Genomic DNA, 19,066 nt, shown 5'->3' with positions numbered 1-19,066 from the left:
TGCTTGCACGGCAGTTCGCCTCTGCCGTGCCCTACTGACTTCTGGGCTACGCGGAAAACACTAACCCCCTCCGACGCCAATGTCTACTCCATCCGCTACAGATTTTCTGCAACAGCAACCATTTGGATTCTGCCTCCCCCGCATCCGGAAGGGTTGCCCGGCTGATGGAAGCCCCGCGCTGCGGGCGCAAACGCGACTCGGCGGCGGACGCCGTCGGCAGCGATCTTTCGGAACATGGGCTTCGCGGTGAGGAGTCCGGGTCGCGGGCTGCGAGCTCTGCCTGGCCGCCGCCGACCACCACGACGTCCGTGTGCTGCGTCACGGGGCCGTTGTCACCGCGTCGGCGGCGAACTTCCTGCGCCAGGCGAGCGCGACGTAGACCAGGCCGATCAGCACCGGCACTTCGATGAGCGGACCGACGACGCCCGACAGGGCCTGCCCGCTGGTCACACCGAAGGTGGCGATGGCGACCGCGATGGCCAGCTCGAAGTTGTTGCCCGCCGCGGTGAACGCCAGGGTCGCCGTGCGGTCATAGGCCAGACCCAGGCCCTTGCCGAGCAGGAACGTCCCGAAGAACATGACCGCGAAGTAGACGAGCAGCGGCAGCGCGATCCGGACAACGTCCAGGGGCTGCGACGTAATGGTCCTGCCCTGCAGGGCGAAGAGGATGACGATCGTGAACAGCAGCCCGTACAGCGCCCACGGGCCGATCCTCGGCAGGAACTTCCGCTCGTAGTCGGCGCGGCCCATCCTCCGCTCGCCGATGCGGCGGGTCAGGAAGCCGGCCAGCAGCGGGATGCCGAGGAAGACGACGACGTTCAGCGCGATGTGCCACACGGACACGTCCAGGCCCTGGCCGTCACCGAGATGCAGCCGGCGCGGCAGCAGGTCGAGGTAGAACCAGCCCAGCAGGCCGAACGCGACCACCTGGAACACCGAGTTCAGCGCGACCAGGACAGCGGCGGCCTCCCGGTCGCCGCAGGCCAGATCGTTCCAGATGATGACCATGGCGATGCACCGGGCAAGGCCGACGATGATCAGGCCGGTGCGGTACGCGGGCAGATCCGGCAGAAAGATCCACGCCAGGGCGAACATCACCGCCGGCCCGACGATCCAGTTGATGACCAGCGAGGAGACCATCATCCTCTTGTCGCCGGTCACGCGATCGAGCCGGTCGTAGCGGACCTTGGCCAGCACCGGATACATCATGACCAGCAGGCCGAGCGCGATCGGCAGGGAGATCCCGCCAACCTCGAACTTGGCGAGCGCGTCGTTCATCCCCGGGATCAGGCGGCCAAGGCCGAGGCCGACGGCCATGGCGAGCAGGATCCACACAGCGAGGTAGCGGTCGAGGGTAGAGAGCTTCCTGACGATCGAGTCGTCCCCGGCCGGGCCGGCACCGTGGGCACGGGCGGCGGTGGGCTCTGTGGAGGTCACGGGCAGGCCCTCTTGTTATCGGCGGCGGTACGGGCAGAGGCGGCCAGCTCGGCAAACTGCTCGGACAGACCGGCCAGGACCTCGGGCTTGAGCCGGTAATAGGTGAAGCGGCCGCACGGCTCGGTCTCCACCAGCCCGGCCTCGCGCAGCACCCTCATGTGGTTGGACAGGTTGGTCTGCTTGGCTCCCGTCTCCTCGACCAGGTGCGTCGTGCACAGCGTCTCGCGCGCCAAAAGGGACACGATCTTCAAGCGGAGCGGATCGCCCAGCACCCGGATCACATCAGGATCGACTGAAGTCAGCATGCGCTGATACTGTCACATCACCGTCCGCTGATACCAGCGACGGCTGAAGTCATTGGCGGCCGGGTTCCGCCATGCGACGAGAGAGAACGAGCACCATCGCCGACAAGCCGTCCGTCCTGTTCGTCTGCGTCCACAACGCCGGCCGCTCCCAGATGGCGGCCGCCTGGCTGACCCACCTGGCCGGCGACCGCGTCGAGGTCCGCTCCGCCGGCTCCGACCCCGGCGACCAGGTCAACCCGGCAGCCGTCGAGGCCATGGCCGAGGCGGGCATCGACATCACCCGGGAGACGCCGAAGATCCTCACCGCCGACGCGGTCCGCGAGTCGGATGTCTGCATCACCATGGGCTGCGGCGACACCTGCCCCGTCTTCCCCGGCAAGCGCTACCTCGACTGGCAGCTCGACGACCCGGCCGGTCAGGGCGTCGAAGCCGTCCGCCCGATCCGCGACGAGATCAAGACCCTCGTCGAAGACCTGATCGCAGAGATCGCCCCCGCGCAGCCGTAGGCGACGACATGACCGGCCTGCGTGCGGTCGTAGCAATGGGCTCTAGCCCGCCGGATACCGGGCGCTTGAACCACCAAGCACCGCGACCCGCCCTGGAGTCACCTTCTCGGCGCGCCGGAGGGCGTGCCCCATCCGTGCCCTTCAGGGCGGACAACAGCGGTCAGACACGGCTCTCTCGCGACCTCGACTGACCTCTCGCGTCGGGCAAACACGAAGGTCAGATCCATATCAGCAGCTCCACGCACCTTGATTCCCAAGCTCAGAGCGCGAGTTCGATTCTCGTCACCCGCTCTTCCAACGAAGCCCCAGGTCAGCGACCTGGGACTTCGTCGTTGTCAGGACCTACTCGTGGCCTGCCGAGATCGTGTCGCCCGGTTCAGCCGCTTGGCCGTGGTGGAGCGGGGCAGCCCTCCGCCTCACGGTCAGATCAACGCGCGGGCCCTGCGTTCCCAGTCTGCGATCCGGGCCATCACGCCACTGACCTGCTTGACCGCGGCCGTGAGGTCCCGGCCCGGCACCCGCAGGTCCCGGCTCATCTTCACCATCCACCGCATGCCGACCTCGATCTCTTCGAGCACGCCGACCACCTCATGGGTGGACTCGGCGGTACTGATCATCTGCTCCAGGAAGCCGCTCGGCGAACCGGCGCGCTGCTCGGGCGGCATCGCCTCGATGACGTCGAATGCCGTCTGGACCGCCGCGTCCATCTCCACCATCTGCCCGGCGAAGCGGGTGCAGGCCTCCCGGAGACCGGAGGCCGGTTCGGCCATCGCCTTGGACAACTCGTGCATCGCCGGCAGCCACGCGCTCATCGGCGCCCCCGGCTGGGCGGCCCGCTCCATCACGGGACCGATCTGCACAGCAGATTCGGAGATCACCGTCATGAACCCGGCGATCGCCTCCGTGGTCTCGCCGATCGCCTCCGCCTGCGCCTCCACCCGGGCGAACTGATCGAACAGTCCGGGGGCTTCCAGGTCGTCCGGCTCCGCCTCGACCGCAGCTGCCGGTGGCGACGCCGCCGGCAGACCGAACAGGATCCGGGCCGGGGTCAGCGGCTCGAACCGATTGTCCAAGGCACCCTTCAGCGCGGTCTCCAGGTCCCGTCGCGCACTGACCAGACCGCTCCGGCTGCGCTTGAACATGATCGTCCGGATCAGCGAGAGGTCGAACGGCAGCTGCCCGTGCTCGCCGATGTGGATGATCGGTTTGCCCGTCAGGTGCCGGATCCCCAGCTCGTAGGCGACGTTCGCGTTGCACCCGGTGAGGTCGGCGATCACGATGTCGTCCTGCAGCACGTGGCGGCAGATCTGCTCGGTGATCTCACCCGTGTCGGCGATCCCGTCGGCCCTAACCGGGACGATGCCGTGCCTGGCGCAGGCGGGCAAGATGACCTTCTCGTAGAACTCCAGATTTTCTTCGTACGCCAGGAGTTCCGGACTCCCGTCCGGGGCGTGCTCGTTGCCGATGGGCGCGATGACGAAGCAGGTCGTCATCGACGCCTCCTCGGGCTTCGCGTCAGTGACCGCTACAGTGCTCATGCATGGCCCTCCGTTTCGAAATCCTCTGCCTGATGGCGCTGTTCCTCAAGGTCGGCGCCGGCTTGCAGATCAGCCAGGTAGACGGGGCGCTCCTCGATCCCAAGCGCCCGAAGCAGGTCGGCGGTGGGAATCCGGTACTGCCACCCAAGGCGCAGGAACCGGCATGGGAAACCGCCCTGGTGTACGAGCTTGTACGCGGTGGCGGGGCAGAGTCCGAGCGCGCGGGCGGCTGTGCGCAGGTCGACGACTAGCGGCAGGTCGAATGCCTCGCTGAACGACAACCAGGTCCTGGAACGTGGGGTCACCGTTGCCCTCCTGCCGGACGCAGCGACAAGGTGCCGATGCGGCTGCCCTCGCTCGGACGCCGTGCCCGGTGCACGATCTCTCCGAGACCCAAGTGGCCTGCCAGCTCGCCCAGCCGGAAGCTTTCCAGCCGATCCGGTGCGACGCTGAACCGCACGGTCGCCGACAAGCCATCGGGCCGGGAGGGTGGTGACACCCGTAGCTCCCAGCCGTCGTGCCAGTCACCGACCGGCGACTCCACGCGGGAGCCCCCGGAGAGGTGGGTGGCGGCCAGCGCCCCGATGTCCGCCACCGGCCACTCCCGAGTGCGGGCCCGGGCGAACGCCCAGACCCGGTTGATGGCGGGGCGCAGCAGTGCGTCACCCGCCTCATGGGTCCGCGGGTCTACGTCCGCGAGTATCGTCAGTAGAGCGAGCAGTGACTCGGATTCGAGTTCCCGACGGTCGATCGGCCACCGGTTCGCGATCCGATAGAGCGTGCGCCGCATGGCGGGCAAGGCCAGCCAAAGTGCCAGCAGCCGTTCAGATCCGGCCGCGCTGATGTCACGTTGCGCCGCGTCGACAGCCTGGCGCCAGATCTCCTCGCGAAGCCGCGGGGTCGACGGCCTGCCGTACAGCGCCCGCCTGGCCGACAAGGCGGAAAGCAGGGTCGGGCCCTCGGCCGTGGTGATGGAAAAGGGCAGTGTGGTGAGCCGGAAGCGGTGCTCCAGCACATCGAACACCCGGTTGTAGGGGATCAGTCCCATGGTGCACCTCCCGAATCGTCACCCATGCCGACCACAACGCGTGAGCAAGCCCAAGCGATCCGGTGCAACTGCTCACGCAGCGTCTCGTAGGGAGCCGGCGAGAAGCCGGCCATGTATCGCCGCGCGCTGGCGGCGGAGCGGTGGTCGCAGGCGGTGGCGTAGTAGTACACGTCGCCGGTCCGGCCCTGGACGGAGAGGCCCCGAGTGTCCTGCTGGCGGTAGCCGCCTGCCGCGTTCCCGCAGGAGGGGCAGCCTCCCGCGGGTGGGGTGTCGCTCATCGGCCTGCCCCGCCAGGCACCCCCCCGTGGACAACGGATCCGTGGATCACGCCCTGGACGGCGGTGCCGTGGACGCCCTGTTGGACGAAGCTCGGCTGCTCCGCCCCCGCCGCTCGCGCCAGGGGCCGCGGCCCGCCGGGCTGCGGCCCGCCCTCTGGCGCGGCCGGCCAGGGCTCCCCCGCATCTTGGGGATCCACACCAGGCAACCGGACCCAGCCGTAACCGGCGAACCCCTTCTGCTCCACGTGGATACGGCGGTACTGCTCCGCGTCGTGTCCGTGGAACCGGGAGCGCACCACGTCCTGGTAAAGCCGGTCGGAGATCACCACGACCAGGCTCGCCGACCTGGCATCCGCCAGGGCCCGCTTCACCTCCGGTGCGTTCAGGAAGCGGGCAACAGCGATCGGGGCCGGCCCGGAGAAGCCCAGGGCGGCGGTGGCGGCCACACCGGTGTCGATGGCCAGCCGAAGCCGTATCCGCCCGGCGGGTCGGCGGGTGGCGTTGTAGCCGCCGAGCTCGGCCGCAAGGTGGGTGACGTACCCGCCCAGCACAACCTGCTCGGAAGTGCCGGCCGGGAGGACCGCGAACTCCATGTCACCCTGCGGCTGGACGGACCACGTGCTGTGGTCCAACCCGCTGCGTTCGGCTGCCGTCCTGAGCACCCGGGCGAGTTGAGCCTGTGCGGTCCGCTGGCCCTGGGTGTCGAAGCGGCTGTACTTCTCGATGTCCGCCGCCAGGCAGAGGTGGCGTTGGTCATCCGGCATGGACTTGCCCCAGGGCCGGACATTCGGCTGCGACGTCATGTGAACCATCACCTATTCGACGAGTTCGGATAGTCGGTGGTGCTGGACGCCAACTGTGCTGCCGACATGCTGGACGCTCCGAACAAACCGCAAAAATGCGTGATGCCGGGTCTTGTCAGCGGCCGATCGCCGGCAGGAGACCGATCACCCGCAGGCGGTCCGGCTTGAGCACCGCCACCTCGCGGTATTTGGTCTCCACGATCCCGTCAGCACGAAGCCTTGCCAGCGCCTGCTGCACCGCCCTCTCTTGCGATCCGATGAGGGCCGCGAGTTCGGCCTGTGTGAGCTCGATGCAGATCAGAGTGCGCGAGTCGAGGGGCTCGCCGTGGTTCTCCGCGAGTTCGGCAAGCGCCCGGGCAAGGCGAACTCGAACCGTGAACTCACCGAACGCGATACGCCAAGAATTCGCGCTGCGCAGGCGGCGGTTGCTGAGCCGCACGATCTGAAGGGCGACCTCGGGGTACTTGTCCAGGAAGCTCCGCATCGCTCGGCGTTGGACGACGTGTGCGTCGATGTCCTCGCCCGCTGTCACCGTGGCCGACCTGGGCACGTCGTCGATCACAGCCATCTCTCCGACCACGTCTCCGCCGGTCCGAATGGCGATCAAAGCTTCATGTCCGTTGGCGAGCTGCCCGGTCACCTTCACATAGCCGGTCTCCAGGAGCACCAGGCAATCACCCGGTGTCCCTTCGACAAGGATCTTCGCTCCGGGCGGGTACTGCTGCGGGGAAGCGATACTTAACAGTTCTCCCCGGGCATCCTCCGACAGGCTGCCGAGGAAGCGGGCGGGCCTCCGCTCGCCGATGTCATATGTACCGCGCTGTGCTGCACCCCGTGTCGCGCGCTCCATGCCCCACCTCAAGGTCGAGTCCAAGTGCCATCCTGATCAGGGAATCAGGACTGGATTCGAGCGGACAGGGCGTGCGAGGAGCACCCGGCGTGGTGTGCGTACGTGGTGCGGCGCGTCGGGGCGAGAGCCTCCGACGGTCGCCCCAGGTGCTCGTGCAGCGCGGCATCATGTGCTACCGCGTCCGTCGGCCGGCGCAGCCTCCCTCCGGCACAGGACGAGTGCTTCCTCCCCGTCTGGCCTCAACAAGGGCCGTCGCGCTGCGTCGACTCGGGCTAGATACATGTCTCTCCCTGCCCCACGTGGCCGGAGTCGTGACTTCGACGTAGCTAGAAAGGCCCTTCGGTTACCGACAGGAACCCGGCGCTTGCCCTATGAGCAGTCGGAACACAGCACAGCGACATTTCGCATACTCCAGTATGCTGGACAAATGTCCTCGACGACTCGCATCACCGTCACGCTCCCCAGCGACCAGGTGGCGGAGCTCCGCAAGCTCACGGACAACGTCTCCGGCTACGTAGCAGAGGCCGTAGCCCGCCAGATCCGGCACCAACTCCTGGGCGACGACCTCCGCCGGCACGAGGAAGAACACGGACACTTCAGCGACGAGGAACTCGCCGAAGCCCGCTCGAAGATCTTCGATGCTGCCGGCTCCTCCAAGGACGCGGACGCCGCGTGAGCGAGCGCATCGAGACCGTCGTCCTGGACTTCGAGGGGCTCTCCGCCTGGATCGCGCAGGATCGCAAGTTCCTCGCGGTGTTGCAGGTGTTCCACGGCATGGGCGCCGACCTGGTGATTGGGGCCAACACCATCGTGGAAGTCACCCACTCCCGTACTAACATGCCTCGCCTGAACTGGGCTCTGTCCCGGATCAAGGTGGAGCCGGTCACCGAACAATCGGCGAGGGCGGCAGCGGAGCTACTCAAACGCGCCGGTCTGCACGGGCACAAGTACGCCATCGACGCCACGGTCGCCGAGGTCGCCCTGCGCCAGCCGAAACCCGTCGCCCTCCTGACCTCCGACAGCGATGACATGACCAAGCTCTGTGGCGACCAAGTACGCATCGTCCCTGTCTGACCCACCGGTCCGCCTGGGCCACGCGCCTTGGCAGGGTGTGTCGCACCGCCAGCCTCGTGGCCCATCCGTGCCCAGCAGAGCGGACAACAACGGTCAGGTGCGGTTCCCGGAGCCCGTAGCCACACATCCCGACCGACGGGAAAGCGCAGATCAGATTCCCTTCGACCGCCTGCTTTCGTCTTATCTAGACCTCTTCAAGCGTCGTGTGCCGGATCCGTGCCAGATGCTTCGCCCGGCTTCCCCGGTGTGGCTTTCCGCTGCCGCTGCACCAGCTGGTCGAGTTCGGCTGCAACTTTCTGCTGCCGCTCCATGACCGAGTACTGATACATGAGCGGGGCGCGCTCGGAGGACTGCCCGGCGCGCGCCATCGCGCTTACCGCGCCACATGTACTTGGTTCCAGGCCTGGCCCCTCGCGCATGTCGAGCGGCCAGTTGCGGGAGGCGGCGACCTGCTTGTCGGGATGCTTGGCCATCGTGCTGGCCTGGGGGTTCGAGAGCTGGCGGATGCCCAGGGGCTCGGCGGCCACTACTCGTGGGCGCTGATCTGGCCGTCGTCGCCGAGCACGAAGTACGTGCCGTTGGTCTCGCCCCCGGCGTCGCGGCCGCCGTCGCCCTGCTTCGCCTCCAGCGTGCCCACCGTGCCTTCCTCGCCGCCGCTTATCTGCGCGCGGTAGTGGAACTCGCCGATCTTCGTGACCTTGGCCGTCCAACCGCCCGCGACGGTGAACGTGCCCGGCCCCTGCTTCGCGCCGCCCTCCCAGGAATGGATATGGCCGTCCAGCGTGAGCACGATGAACATGTCGTTGTCATCGAGGCCGTCCACGTGTCCGTTCGTCGTCTCCAGGCTGTCGAAGGGCTGCCCGTCGGCGGTGATCTTGGCGACGTAGTGCGTGTCGCCGAGCTTGTAGATCTTGGCCGTGCTGCCGTCGACGAGGGTCTCGGTGCGGATCAGCGTTCCCTTGGTGGCCGGTGTCGTGGCGGACGCCGACGCGGCCGTGTTCGAGGCGGGCGAGCTCTCGGAACCTGCCGAGCTGCCTGACGAACCGGGCGGGCTTGACTGGGTTGAGGGCGCGGCGGAGCTGGCGGCGCTGGACGGGGCAGTGCTCGCCGCCGCGCTCGAACCCGAGGCGGACGGGCCGCAGGCAGTAGCGAGGAACGCGGCGGCGCTGCCGACTACGGCAGCGGCGAAGGCGTGACGGCGGTTCATGGATCTCCCCTAACAGTGAAGCCGACCTTGGTACCGACCCAACGCCAAGGAGGACATCGAGCTGCCGAGACAGGGTTCCGCCGCATGTCCGATGGTTCCGCACCGTGACAACCGTCATATGGCGAAGACAAACGTTCCGTTGCGACCGGTAGGGGCGTCGCGCCCTGCGCGACGCCCCTACCGGGGCGCGACACGCTTACGTCGTCGTGCAGGGGCCCAGGTCGGCCCAGGCGCCCCACTGGCCGCTGGTGGTGGGGTCCTCGCCGGTCACCCACCACTTGGCGCGCCAGGTGTGGTCGTCCCGAGTGACGGTCTCACCGCCGGTGTAGACGGTCCCGGCGTCCCAGGCCGGCGCGGTGCAGGCGCCCGGGCCGGTTGGGCCGCCTCCGCCGCCGTTGCCGCTGATGTTCACGTCGATGCAGGCGTAGAAGGCGTTGGCCGTGTCGGCGATGTTCCACACGGCGAGCACCTTCTGGCGTCCGGTGATGTTGCCGAAGTTCACCTGGTGGGTGACCGTCGCGCCGGGCTGGGCGCCTCCGTCGTTGAACTGCGCCACCTTCTGGCCTGCGACGAAGTACTGCCAGTTGCTGGTTGCGTGCCGGGCCAGCAGGCGCCAGGTGAAGGTGGTCGTGCTGTCGACGGGGGTGACCGTCCAGTTCTTGCTGTCGTCGTCGAGCTCCGCGTAGTCCGCGTTGCCGCCGCTGCAACTCGTCAGGCCCTTGGGCCCCTCAACGCTCTGCGGTTCGTACTTGATGGGCCCGCACTCGACCACGCCCGCCGCACACTGCGCCTGGCGGCTCGGGGGTGACGAGACGTATCCGTGCGCACTGGCCGTGGTGGCCGGAAGGCACACCGCGACGAGGGGAGCGATCCCCACGCCGATCACGGCGGCAAGTCTTCGCTTGAGGTGCATGTCAGCTCCTGGGTTGTCGAGGGACGCTGCGGGGAGTGCCAAGGACGCGGGCGGTGTGGTCAGACGCGCTGCCAGAGCGCCGGGACGTTCGGGGGCTCCCAGCCGGTCATCGACGTGTGGGCCTGAACGCATCGGTACGTCACCGAGTCGTAGGTGACCTGGTCGCCCGCCCGGTAGGCGGTGCCGGCCGCCCAGGTGCCGCTTCCGCCGGGGGGTGGGTCGGTCGGCGGCGGGGTGGTGTTGCCGTCTACGTCCAGGACGAAGTCGAACGTCGCCTGCTCGCCGGAGCCGACCTGCTGCACCGTCATCTGGAGCCGGACGTCGTAGTACGCGTCCGTGCTGTTCCTGGGTTCGCCGGGGAAGTACAGCTGTGTGGTGAGGATGGGCTGTCCCGGCGCCTGGACCTTGACGTGGATGTGACGGGTGCGGCCGGGGTACAGGCCGGGCATGATCGTGGTCAGTGTGAACTCGCCCTGCGCGGTGCTGAACTGGTGGCCTCGCAGTGTGAAGCCGGTCATGTCGTACGCGCCGTTGTCGTCGGCCTGCCAGAAGTCCAGCAGGGCGCCGGAGACCGGAGCGCAGTCCCGGCCGAAGACGTAGCCGCTGACGGTGAGCGGCGTTCCGGGCATGCCGGAGCCGACGAGGTTCGTCCTGAGCGGCGAGTTGGGCTTGAAGTAGGGCCCCTCGATGTTCGGGACGGTGGGCTCGTCACCGTCGTGGCATGCCGGAGTGGGGGCCAGGGGGCCGGCGGGGCGACGGGCCGGGGTGGCCGAGTGGTCGCGGTCGCGGGCCCAGGCCACTCCTCCGCCCGTCACCAACGGAACGGCGCCGGTCAGTAACGCCGCCTTGATCAGGCCCTTCCGGCTGATTCCCCGGCTCTCACCGGGTACGGAACCGTCGGGGCGGTCGGTCTCGTCGTGGGGGGTGGGCACGGTGGTCTCCTTCGCCGGGTACGGCCGGATACGGAACGTCTCTCGCAGCTGCGTGCGAATCTACGCAGGCCACCCAGTGCTGCCGAGGGACGGTTCTGCGTGATCGTGGTGCTTTTCGCCGACCGCTCGGCGGAACTGCCCCGGCGACACTCCGGTCTCCCTGCGGAAGAAGCGGCAGAAGTACGCCGGGTCACCAAATCCGACCGCGGAGGCCACTTGGCCGATCGTCAGGTCCGTTCCGGCGATGAGGCGTTTGGCCTCCAGGATCTGCTTCGCCCGGATCAGCTGTCCCGGTGTCCTGCCTGTCCCCCGCTTGACGACGTCGTGCAGATAGCTCGTCGAGACGCCCAGCTCGCGTGCGCATGCCTCGACCGAGCGCAACCCGGGGTCCAGTTGGGCCATCAACCGCCGGAATCCGTGCGTTAGTTCGTCGGCACGGCTCCGAGCGCGTTTCGCCTCGTCCGAGGCAGTCTCGCGATCGGTCATTCGCAACCAGCACAGCAGCAGGATGTGCAGGTAGGACGAGAGGATGCTGATGTGTCCCGCGGCGGCCGAGCGGTGCTCGCGGTCCAGCTCCCTCAGCAGCAACCGCAGGCCCGCCGTCTCGGTCCGGTTCGGGCGCAGCCGGGGCCGGGCACTGAGCGTGCGGATGATCTCGGCGTCCCCGTGGTGGGTGAGCAGGAAGTCCTCGTTGAAGAGCAGCACCCATCCGGCTACGTCCCGGGCGTCCTGCCACTGGTGCACCTGGCCGGGAACCAGCGCGTAGAGGCACGGCGGGTCCAGGTCCTGCCGCACGAGGTCCACCACGTGCGCGCCGCTGCCGTGGGTCACAAGACCGATCTCGTAGAAGCTGTGCCGGTGCGGGAAGTCGGCCCGGGCCAGCGGGCCGATGGTGTCGAACGAACCGATGGCGAAGGGGAGCACCCCGGGCCGCGTGACGTCCAGGCTGTGCATCTCCAGTGCCTCGCCCGCGATGTCGGCCATGCCGTGCCCCCTCTGTTGTCTCGATGAACCCGGCCGCCCCGCCGCAGCGGCTACGTCGTGGGCCGCGCCATGACGATGCGGGTGATGTCGACGCGCGACTTGGCGCCGAGCTTGCGGTAGACGCGGGTGAGCGCCGCTTCGACGGTCTTCACACTGAGCGCCAGGCCCGTCGCGATCTCCCGGTTGGTGGCGCCCTGCGCGACGCGGGCGACCACACTGCGCTCGGTCGAGGTGAGGCGCTCCGACCAGGAACTCCCCTCGGGGAGGCGAACCGAGCGGCCCCCCGCCCGGTCCCGCTCGGCACAGGTCAGCGAAACCCAGGACCTGGCGCCCGCCTTGGTGAAGATCCGCAGTGCCTCGTCGAAGGCGGCGTGTGACAGCGCACCGTCCCCGAGACGCCCGCGGACCCTGCCGAGCGCCACTCTGGTACGGGCCTCCTCCATGGGGTAGCGGGCGACCCGGAGGCGAGCGGCGGCGTCCTCGTATCCGGCTGCCGCCGCGCCGAGTTCGCCGCGGGCCTCGCTGACCGCGGCTGCCGCCCGGCCGAGCGTGGCGAGCACACCCGTCCGCCCCAGCCGCGCGGCCTGGGAGCGCGCCTTGGCGATGACGGCCGCTGCCTCGTCCGTCGCCCCACTGTGGGCCAGAGCCTCCGCGAGGTCGGCGTGCCAACGACGGGTCGCCGGGTCCCGCTGACCCTGGGCGGTCTCCAACTCGGCTGTTCGTCTGAGTAGTTCCGCTGCTTGTTGGCTGCGTCCGCTGAAGAGTCTGATCCTGCCCTCGGCGTGCAGGGCGCGTGGCAGGAAGAGCCTGTCGTCGTCGTCCTCGCTGTGCCGCCTGGCCGCCTCGGCCGCGGCGAGCGCCTGGCTCAGGCTGCCGCCCGCCGTCTCGGCCAGCGACACCGCGTACCAGGCCGGGCCCTGACTCAGCCCGGCTTGTTCGACGATGCGCAGGCTCTGCCGGGCGACGGTCAGTGCCTGGCGGCAGCGGCCGCGCTGGATCTCGACCTGCGCGAGTCCGATCAGGCACTGGCTCAGGCTGTCCGCCGAACCTCGTTGCCGCAGCGTGTAGACGAGGGTGCGCAGCTCGGCCCTGGCCTCGTCCAAGCGGTCGTGCACCAGGTGGAATCGGTGCTTGAGGTAGATCGGGCCGTTGTGGTGTGCCATGGCGTGCACATCGTGCGGTGTGGCGAGAGCGGCGGCGAGCGTCCTCTCCGCCTCCGGCAGTCCCAGGAAGAGTTCCAGGGCCGCCTGTTGGGACAGCGCCATGATCTCGGTCTGTCGGTTGCCCGCGTGCGCCGCGAGCTCGGCGGCGCGGACGGCGTGAGCGTGGCCGCGGGCCGCCGAGCCCCCCACCATCCACTCGCGCCAGCTCATCCGGTAGTGGAGCTGGGCCAGCAGACCGGGGTCCCCGCCCGCGTCGCGCACCGCCTCGGGGAAGACGTCCGCGATCTCGGCCATCGCCTGACCGCACGAGTCGACGATCACGTTCCAGGCGCGTACTCGCTCGTCGGGCCGGTCGGCGTCGCCCAGCACCTCGTAGGCGAGTTGCCTGGCGAGGTCGAAGTGTCCGGCATCGAGATCGTCCTCGGCGGCGGTGAGCCGGCGGTGTGTGTCGGTGTGTCTCTCGCCGGCCGGGGTGTACTCGGCGGCCAGCCGCCCGAGTTCCGCCGCGGTCCCCGGAGCGCCGCGGCGGCGGGCGGCGGAGGCCGCGTCGACGAGCCGGGCCGCGACCGCCGGATCGGGGCCCGCTGTGTACCGGGCGATGTGATAGGCGCGCTCGACCGCGTCGTCGGTCGCGTCGGCCAGCGCGCGGTGTGCGTTCACCTGGAGTTCGTACGGGGTCTCGGCCTGCAGCACCATCGGTGTGAGCGGGTCCAGGAATCTGATGGTTCCGTGGCTCGGAGCCTGGAGAATGCCGTGCCGGACGCAGGTGTCGATGTCGGCCGGGGCGTGGTGGCAGCCCGCGCGCCGCAGCAGCTCGACCGTGGGACGGACGGCGGCGCCAGCGGTGACGAGTGCCTGCCGCGCGCTGGGCGGCAGGGCGTCGATACGGTCCAGGATCGGCCGGCGCAGACAGTCCGGGACGGGGAGCGGCTCCGTGGCGTCCGGCAGGGACGCTCCGTCGATCCGGACGCGCTCGTCGAGCGCCGAGCTGAGCTCGAGCACCGTACGGGGGTTCCCGCCGGCTGCCTCGTACAGGCGTGCGACGAGCGGCCGTGGCCATGGCGGCTGGTCGTGCCGCTCCAGCATCTCGGCGACCTCGCGGGCGGCCATGGGTGGCACCGGTATCCTGCGGAAGGGTTGTGGACACAGCTTCTCGGCGCTCACGGGGCCGCCCGGCGGGTGGTCCTTCGCGTGTCCGGATCCGTCCCTGGATTCGTCCCGGGATTCGTCCCGGGACTCGTTCCCGGCCGCGCCCGTTCGCAGCGCGACGAGCACCGCGGGTCCAGGCCCGGGAGTGGGCCCGGCTCCGGCTCGTCTGGCAAGGGACATGAGGATCTCCGCTGTCGGTACGTCGAGCCACTGCGCGTCGTCGATGACCAGCAGGACCGGTCCTGCGCCGCTCAGCAGGGCGAGTACCTTGCCGACGGCGATGCGCAGGACCAGCGCGTCACGGCCGATGGCCGGACCGTCCCCCGCGGGCGGCGAGCTGCGCAGCAGCGCTGCCTTGAGCGCGGCTTCTTCGTGGGCCTCCAGTTCGGAGAGGACGTCGTCGCCGACGGTGGCGAGCAGGTCGATGAGTCCGAGGTAGGGGCTGTCCCGCTCGGACGGGGAGGGCGAGCAGCGCAGGATCCGGTGGCCGCGAGAGCCCAGTTCCGCCGCCAGTTGAGACACCAGCGTGGTCCTGCCGATGCCGGCCGGTCCGGTCAGGAGGACGCCACCGGCGGCGGTGAGGTGGGCCCGGACGGTTTCGCACAGGGCGTCCCGTCCCACGGTGGACGATCCGGTACCTGCCGGGATCGGGGTGGGCAGGGTGGTCGGCTCGGTCATCGCAAGCCCCTCCGGCACAGCTTCCCTCACGCCGCAGGCTCCGGTCATGAACCTGCCATTCGCGACATTGACCCTGGTGCCGGGCCGAATGTAGGTCTGCGCCGGGACGGAGGTCAAGACCAATGTAGGTCTGGAACTCCGGGGGCCGGGCGTGCGGACCGAGCCGTTGGCGGGCAGGCTTGGCTAGGCCAACGGCTCTGCCTCACGCGGGCGTTGCTTCAGCACACGTACCTCAGGAGGCGGTGGTGCGCTTCAGCAGGCGATGTTTCAGCAGGCGCCCTGGTCCGTCCAGACCGCCCAGGATCCCGGGGCGCCCGGCTCGGCGCCGGTCGAGTACCACTGGGATGCCCACTTGTGGCCGTTGTACGAGACCTGGTCGCCCGGCCCGTAACTGGTGGTCGAGCTCCAGGCGGGCAGGTCGCCGCAGCCCTGCGGCGGCGGGGTGCCGTCGGTGACGGTCCAGGTGAACGCGGCCTTACCCGTCGCGTTGTCGGTGTTCTTCGCCGTGACGTTCACGGACGAGGTCCCCGCGGTGGTCGGGGTACCCGTGATGCGGCCGGTGGAGGAGTTGATGGACAGCCCCGCGGGCAGGCCGGTCGCGCTGTAGGTGAGCGTCTCGCCACCGGGGTCGCTCGCCTGGATCTGCAGGGAGACCGCGGTGCCGACGGCAGTCGTCTGGTTGCCGGGGTTGGTCACCGAGGGCGAGCCCGGGTTGCCGTTGCACGTGCCGGGGACCGGGTCGGAGCCGGTGACGCTGACCGCCGCCCAGGCGGCGTCGATGGTGTTGTACTCGGTGCAGTGTGCGCCGTAGAGGTCGGCCGCGGCCCTCAGCGAGTCGATGCGGGCCTGGTGGTAGTTCTCGGCGCTGTTGGCGTAGGAGGCCAGCGCCTTGTACCAGATCTTCGCGGCCTTGTCGTTGCCGATGCCGGTGACCGTGGAGTTGTTGCAGGTCGGGCTGTTGCCGTATCCGTGGTTGCCGCTGCCGACCGCGGCGAGGAAGAACCAGTGGTCCAGCGGGCCCATCGAGTAGTGCGGGTCGAGGCTGCCGTTGTTGCTGTTCCAGCAGTTGGGCGACGAGCCGTCGAGCGAGGGGTTGTACATGTACCGCAGCGGCTGGTTGTTCCCGCTGATGTTGATGAGCTCGCCCATGGTGTAGTCGGGCGTGTCCACCGGGTTGTTGGCGTAGAACTCGACCATGGTGCCGAAGATGTCGCTGGTGCCCTCGTTCATCCCGCCGGTCTCGCCGGTCTCGTCCCAGCCGGTGAGCGCACCGCTGACACCGTGGCTCATCTCATGGCCGGCCACGTCGAGTTCGACCAGCGGGCGCGCGTTGCCCTGCCCGTCGCCGTACGTCATCTTGGAGCCGTCCCAGAAGGCGTTCACGTAGGCGTTGCCGTAGTGGGTCAGCGAGGGTACGCCGCGGCCGTCACCGAAGATGCCGTTGCGGCCCTGGACGTTCTTGAAGTAGTCGAACGTCTTCGCGGCGCCGTAGTGCGCGTCGACACCGGCGGATGCCGGGTCGCTGTTGGACCCGTTGCCGAAGTTGCCGCTGGAACTGGTGTAGATGGTTCCCGTGCCGCTGGTGGCGTGGTTGAGGTTGGTGGTGTAGCCGTTGCCATGCGCCGGGTCCTGCATCGAGTAGCCGCCACCGGACTGGGTGACGTCGATGGGGACCTCGCCGCTGTAGATCGAGTCGCCGTTGCCGGCCACGGTGGGGTTGGCCGCGGCCTTGCGGGTCGTGGCGGCCGGAGCGGCGGCGTGCGTGGCGTTCGCGGCCGTCGCCGCGGCGCGCGTGGCGTTCGCGGCCGCGAAGGTGTCCACGTCGTCGCTGGTCCTGACGACCTTTCCGGTACGGGCGTCCACCAGGACGTGCAGCCGGCTCGGCGTCTGATCGGGGCGGATACCGCTGACGACCGTCTCCCATGCCAGGGTGGCGGTGGTGCCCTTCATCTGTACGGCGAGGTGCGGCGTGGACACCGAGGCGATGTGGCCGTCGAACGCGGCCCTCGACACCTTGGCGGCGCGGGATGCCGGCAGTTCCGGCGTGGTGGACACCGACGCGGACGTCTTCGATCCGGTGGCCAGCGACGCGTACGTGCCGTCCTTCTTCAACTGGACGATGACGTCGCCGCCGTAGGTCGGCAGGCCCTTGTACGTCCGGTCGAACCGGACGGCGGCGGACCCGTCACGGTCGACCACGAGGTTCCTGACCTTGAAGGCGTCCCCGCTGGACTTGTGCGCGGCGCGACCGTGGGCGTCCAGCGCCTTCTGTGCGTCGTCAACGACCCGGCTGCGGACGGTGGTCGGCGGATCGGTCGTGTACGGAGCCGCGTCGAAGGCGTCAGGGCCCGCCGCCGACGGATGCGAGGCCGGCCCGGGGCCTGAGTGCCGCCCGGGAGTCGAGTGCGGCCCGGGAGCCGAGGGTGGCGCGGGAGCCGCTGTCGCGGCGGGCAGAGCGATGGCGGACGCGGAGACACAGGCCAGGATGACCGTCATGAGTCTCGCGGTTCTTCGTATGTACATAGGACCGGGGTTTCCTTCCACCTCGTACATCGGGGTGCCCGCCGCGGGGATGAGCTGGGGAGCGGTGACGGAGCCGGCGGACGCATGCGCTCGTCGAGCGACGCCGTTCGTGGGTGGAGCGACGCCGACGCATGAGTGTGTGGATACGGCCGTCACAAGCGGAAGGCACCGAGTGGAGGGAGAGGGGTTTCCCTAACCCAGGTTCGAGGACGTCGTTCTCCGAGACCGGGTCACCCCAGGGAAGCTGCCGCGCCTCGCGCACGTGGAACCACAGGGCGGTCCCGGTCATGGTGCCCTCGTCGAGTACACGACGCAGGGCAACAACAGGACGACATGGTCAGCCTGACATCGTCCGGCATGCTGGAGCAGGTCCCCGGCGATGCCGTACTGCACTACCGGTTCGAGGACGTCTGGCTGCTCCGCCGCGGCGACGAGCTCAGCCTGAACGAGCGGGACGCCCTCTGGGCCACCGCGGCGCCTGAGGCGATGGACAAGCTCGACCCGGCCACGGAGACCTCACGAGACGGGATGCGCACCGCTGTGCCGGTCGCTGGGGATCTTCGGGGCCACCGCTGTCGTCCAGGCGGTGATCGGACGGTGCTGCGCGACGCCGCCCGCGAGCTCGACCGCCGCCTGACGGACGCCGTCGGCCTCGAGCGGCCGGATGCGAAGGTCAGTCCGTCGTGATGATGAGCTTGCCGCCATTGGGTGTGCCATCACGCTCGAGTTCGGTGAGCGCCTTGATCGCCGCGGTGAGTGGCACCGTGCGGGCGATCGGCACCCGCAGTGTGCCGTGCCCGGCCGCGCGCACGACCCCCTCGAGGTCCGCTGTGACGGGCCTGGTGATCAAGACGTTGTACGGGCCCGGGAGTGCGCTCTTCGCGATGTGCGCGGGAGTGGGGTGGATGCCGACGATGCGTCCGCCGGGCTTCAGCATCTTCTTCGCCGCGTCGGTCGGAAGCGTGTCGGCAGTGTCGACGACGAGGTCGAATCGGCCGCTGAGCCTCGTCGCGTCGAAGCCGAAATCGACGATCGGGTCGAGGCCGAGGTCGCGTGCGTCTTGTGCGGCGGTGTCGCGGCAGCTGCCTCCCACTGAGGCGCCGTGTGCCAGCGCGATCTGGGCGGCGGCTCGGCCGACTCCGCCGAGACAGCCGTTGACGAAGGCCGACTGCCCGGGTTGCAGCTTTCCCTTCTTGTGCACGGCCTGGAGTGCGGTGAGGCCGACGGTCGGGATCGCGGCGGCCTCCTCGAAGGAAAGGTTCGCGGGCTTCCTCACCACCCCTCTCGCCGCGGCCAGGACCATCTCGGCGAAAGCTCCCGATGCCTTGATCGACGCCCCGCCGACCACTTCGTCGCCGACGGCGAACCGGGTGACGCCCTCGCCGACCGCCTCGACGACGCCCGCGAAGTCGTAGCCCAGTCCGCGCGGAAACTTCCGCCCCGTGACCATCTTCATGGCGCCGCTGCGAATACCCCAGTCCATCGGATTGGCCGCGGCTGCCCGCACGCGGACCAGAACCTCGCCCGAACCAGGACGAGCCGGCTCGAAATCTTCCAGACGCATGACTTCGGGTCCGCCGTACTGGTGGTACTGGATGCGCTTCACCGGGGGCCTCCACAAGCTGATGTCATCGAATGACATCAGCCTATCACGGTGATGTCATCGAGTGACATCACG

20 protein-coding genes are annotated in these 19,066 nt (G+C 69.2%); 4 read left to right on the top strand and 16 right to left on the bottom strand.

Annotated elements, in window-relative coordinates; genetic code table 11:
* Nucleotides 1–318: 318 nt before the first annotated feature.
* The gene (gene arsB / locus JFN87_RS00350) at nucleotides 319–1,437 is read right to left on the bottom strand and encodes an ACR3 family arsenite efflux transporter (RefSeq protein WP_209337738.1); all 1,119 of its coding nucleotides are present in this window, start codon (nucleotides 1,435–1,437) and stop codon (nucleotides 319–321) included.
* A complete protein-coding gene (locus JFN87_RS00345) occupies nucleotides 1,434–1,742 on the bottom strand; it encodes an ArsR/SmtB family transcription factor (RefSeq protein WP_209337737.1) in 309 nt (102 codons plus the stop codon). The genes arsB and JFN87_RS00345 overlap by 4 nt, the downstream gene beginning before the upstream one ends.
* Before the next feature lie 95 nt (nucleotides 1,743–1,837).
* Between JFN87_RS00345 and JFN87_RS00340 the strand changes: the two genes are divergently transcribed.
* Complete coding sequence (locus tag JFN87_RS00340; RefSeq protein WP_209337805.1) at nucleotides 1,838–2,248, top strand: arsenate reductase ArsC; 411 nt, start codon at nucleotides 1,838–1,840, stop codon at nucleotides 2,246–2,248.
* Between the two features lie 422 nt (nucleotides 2,249–2,670).
* On the opposite strand, the gene JFN87_RS00335 is transcribed toward JFN87_RS00340, so the two are convergent.
* From JFN87_RS00335 to JFN87_RS00310, 6 genes are all read right to left on the bottom strand, one after another.
* Complete coding sequence (locus tag JFN87_RS00335) at nucleotides 2,671–3,786, bottom strand: hypothetical protein (protein WP_209337736.1); 1,116 nt, start codon at nucleotides 3,784–3,786, stop codon at nucleotides 2,671–2,673.
* Entirely contained in the window at nucleotides 3,783–4,091 is a 309-nt protein-coding gene (locus JFN87_RS00330; RefSeq protein WP_209337735.1) for a helix-turn-helix domain-containing protein, read from the bottom strand. Before JFN87_RS00330 ends, JFN87_RS00335 begins: the two co-directional genes overlap by 4 nt.
* Nucleotides 4,088–4,834 carry a hypothetical protein gene (locus JFN87_RS00325; protein ID WP_209337734.1) on the bottom strand — a complete coding sequence of 249 codons (747 nt, stop codon included), beginning with the start codon at nucleotides 4,832–4,834 and terminating at the stop codon, nucleotides 4,088–4,090. The genes JFN87_RS00330 and JFN87_RS00325 overlap by 4 nt, the downstream gene beginning before the upstream one ends.
* The gene (locus JFN87_RS00320) at nucleotides 4,825–5,112 is read right to left on the bottom strand and encodes a hypothetical protein (RefSeq protein ID WP_209337733.1); all 288 of its coding nucleotides are present in this window, start codon (nucleotides 5,110–5,112) and stop codon (nucleotides 4,825–4,827) included. Before JFN87_RS00320 ends, JFN87_RS00325 begins: the two co-directional genes overlap by 10 nt.
* A complete protein-coding gene (locus JFN87_RS00315; RefSeq protein ID WP_245178502.1) occupies nucleotides 5,109–5,915 on the bottom strand; it encodes a hypothetical protein in 807 nt (268 codons plus the stop codon). Before JFN87_RS00315 ends, JFN87_RS00320 begins: the two co-directional genes overlap by 4 nt.
* 115 nt (nucleotides 5,916–6,030) lie before the next feature.
* The gene (locus tag JFN87_RS00310) at nucleotides 6,031–6,765 is read right to left on the bottom strand and encodes a Crp/Fnr family transcriptional regulator (RefSeq protein ID WP_209337731.1); all 735 of its coding nucleotides are present in this window, start codon (nucleotides 6,763–6,765) and stop codon (nucleotides 6,031–6,033) included.
* 427 nt (nucleotides 6,766–7,192) lie between these two features.
* On the opposite strand from JFN87_RS00310, the gene JFN87_RS00305 reads away from it, so the two are divergent.
* A complete protein-coding gene (locus tag JFN87_RS00305) occupies nucleotides 7,193–7,441 on the top strand; it encodes a type II toxin-antitoxin system CcdA family antitoxin (RefSeq protein WP_209337730.1) in 249 nt (82 codons plus the stop codon).
* Entirely contained in the window at nucleotides 7,438–7,839 is a 402-nt protein-coding gene (locus JFN87_RS00300; RefSeq protein WP_209337729.1) for a PIN domain-containing protein, read from the top strand. The genes JFN87_RS00305 and JFN87_RS00300 overlap by 4 nt, the downstream gene beginning before the upstream one ends.
* A 194-nt stretch (nucleotides 7,840–8,033) precedes the next feature.
* On the opposite strand, the gene JFN87_RS00295 is transcribed toward JFN87_RS00300, so the two are convergent.
* From JFN87_RS00295 to JFN87_RS00265, 7 genes are all read right to left on the bottom strand, one after another.
* Nucleotides 8,034–8,312: a hypothetical protein gene (locus JFN87_RS00295; protein ID WP_209337728.1), complete on the bottom strand. Its 279-nt coding sequence runs from the start codon at nucleotides 8,310–8,312 to the stop codon at nucleotides 8,034–8,036.
* Nucleotides 8,313–8,365: 53 nt separating this feature from the next.
* Nucleotides 8,366–9,046, bottom strand: a complete 681-nt coding sequence (locus tag JFN87_RS00290) for a hypothetical protein (protein ID WP_209337727.1) — start codon at nucleotides 9,044–9,046, stop codon at nucleotides 8,366–8,368.
* Between the two features lie 196 nt (nucleotides 9,047–9,242).
* Nucleotides 9,243–9,959, bottom strand: coding sequence for a lytic polysaccharide monooxygenase (locus JFN87_RS00285; protein WP_209337726.1), 717 nt, complete (start codon nucleotides 9,957–9,959; stop codon nucleotides 9,243–9,245).
* A gap of 59 nt (nucleotides 9,960–10,018) precedes the next feature.
* A complete protein-coding gene (locus JFN87_RS00280) occupies nucleotides 10,019–10,891 on the bottom strand; it encodes a dioxygenase family protein (protein WP_209337725.1) in 873 nt (290 codons plus the stop codon).
* 60 nt (nucleotides 10,892–10,951) lie between these two features.
* Nucleotides 10,952–11,875, bottom strand: a complete 924-nt coding sequence (locus JFN87_RS00275) for an AraC family transcriptional regulator (RefSeq protein ID WP_209337724.1) — start codon at nucleotides 11,873–11,875, stop codon at nucleotides 10,952–10,954.
* 50 nt (nucleotides 11,876–11,925) lie between these two features.
* Nucleotides 11,926–14,865, bottom strand: a complete 2,940-nt coding sequence (locus tag JFN87_RS00270) for an AAA family ATPase (RefSeq protein ID WP_209337723.1) — start codon at nucleotides 14,863–14,865, stop codon at nucleotides 11,926–11,928.
* Nucleotides 14,866–15,132: 267 nt separating this feature from the next.
* Nucleotides 15,133–17,361, bottom strand: a complete 2,229-nt coding sequence (locus JFN87_RS00265; protein WP_245178501.1) for a M4 family metallopeptidase — start codon at nucleotides 17,359–17,361, stop codon at nucleotides 15,133–15,135.
* 162 nt (nucleotides 17,362–17,523) lie between these two features.
* Here JFN87_RS00265 and JFN87_RS00260 point away from each other — a divergent pair, with 162 nt between their 5' ends.
* On the top strand, nucleotides 17,524–18,075 hold the full coding sequence (locus tag JFN87_RS00260) for a SitI3 family protein (RefSeq protein WP_307865235.1): 552 nt from the start codon (nucleotides 17,524–17,526) through the stop codon (nucleotides 18,073–18,075).
* On the opposite strand, the gene JFN87_RS00255 is transcribed toward JFN87_RS00260, so the two are convergent.
* A complete protein-coding gene (locus JFN87_RS00255; RefSeq protein WP_307865234.1) occupies nucleotides 18,062–18,994 on the bottom strand; it encodes an NADP-dependent oxidoreductase in 933 nt (310 codons plus the stop codon). The genes JFN87_RS00260 and JFN87_RS00255 overlap by 14 nt on opposite strands.
* Nucleotides 18,995–19,066 lie beyond the last annotated feature (72 nt).

It is taken from the genome of Streptomyces montanisoli, assembly GCF_017813245.1.
GTDB classification, from domain to species: Bacteria; Actinomycetota; Actinomycetes; order Streptomycetales; family Streptomycetaceae; genus Streptomyces; species Streptomyces montanisoli.
Note: the sequence above shows the minus strand (reverse complement) of the source record. Positions and strands in the feature narration are given on the sequence as shown.

Coding starts and splice junctions, on each gene's coding strand:
- JFN87_RS00270 (WP_209337723.1), bottom strand. CDS start 14,865: ATGACCGAGCCGACCACCCTGCCCACCCCGATCCCGGCAGGTACCGGA.
- JFN87_RS00320 (WP_209337733.1), bottom strand. CDS start 5,112: ATGAGCGACACCCCACCCGCGGGAGGCTGCCCCTCCTGCGGGAACGCG.
- JFN87_RS00265 (WP_245178501.1), bottom strand. CDS start 17,361: ATGACGGTCATCCTGGCCTGTGTCTCCGCGTCCGCCATCGCTCTGCCC.
- JFN87_RS00315 (WP_245178502.1), bottom strand. CDS start 5,915: ATGACGTCGCAGCCGAATGTCCGGCCCTGGGGCAAGTCCATGCCGGAT.
- JFN87_RS00305 (WP_209337730.1), top strand. CDS start 7,193: ATGTCCTCGACGACTCGCATCACCGTCACGCTCCCCAGCGACCAGGTG.
- JFN87_RS00290 (WP_209337727.1), bottom strand. CDS start 9,046: ATGAACCGCCGTCACGCCTTCGCCGCTGCCGTAGTCGGCAGCGCCGCC.
- JFN87_RS00310 (WP_209337731.1), bottom strand. CDS start 6,765: ATGGAGCGCGCGACACGGGGTGCAGCACAGCGCGGTACATATGACATC.
- JFN87_RS00285 (WP_209337726.1), bottom strand. CDS start 9,959: ATGCACCTCAAGCGAAGACTTGCCGCCGTGATCGGCGTGGGGATCGCT.
- JFN87_RS00325 (WP_209337734.1), bottom strand. CDS start 4,834: ATGGGACTGATCCCCTACAACCGGGTGTTCGATGTGCTGGAGCACCGC.
- JFN87_RS00275 (WP_209337724.1), bottom strand. CDS start 11,875: ATGGCCGACATCGCGGGCGAGGCACTGGAGATGCACAGCCTGGACGTC.
- JFN87_RS00335 (WP_209337736.1), bottom strand. CDS start 3,786: ATGAGCACTGTAGCGGTCACTGACGCGAAGCCCGAGGAGGCGTCGATG.
- JFN87_RS00345 (WP_209337737.1), bottom strand. CDS start 1,742: ATGCTGACTTCAGTCGATCCTGATGTGATCCGGGTGCTGGGCGATCCG.
- JFN87_RS00295 (WP_209337728.1), bottom strand. CDS start 8,312: ATGGCCAAGCATCCCGACAAGCAGGTCGCCGCCTCCCGCAACTGGCCG.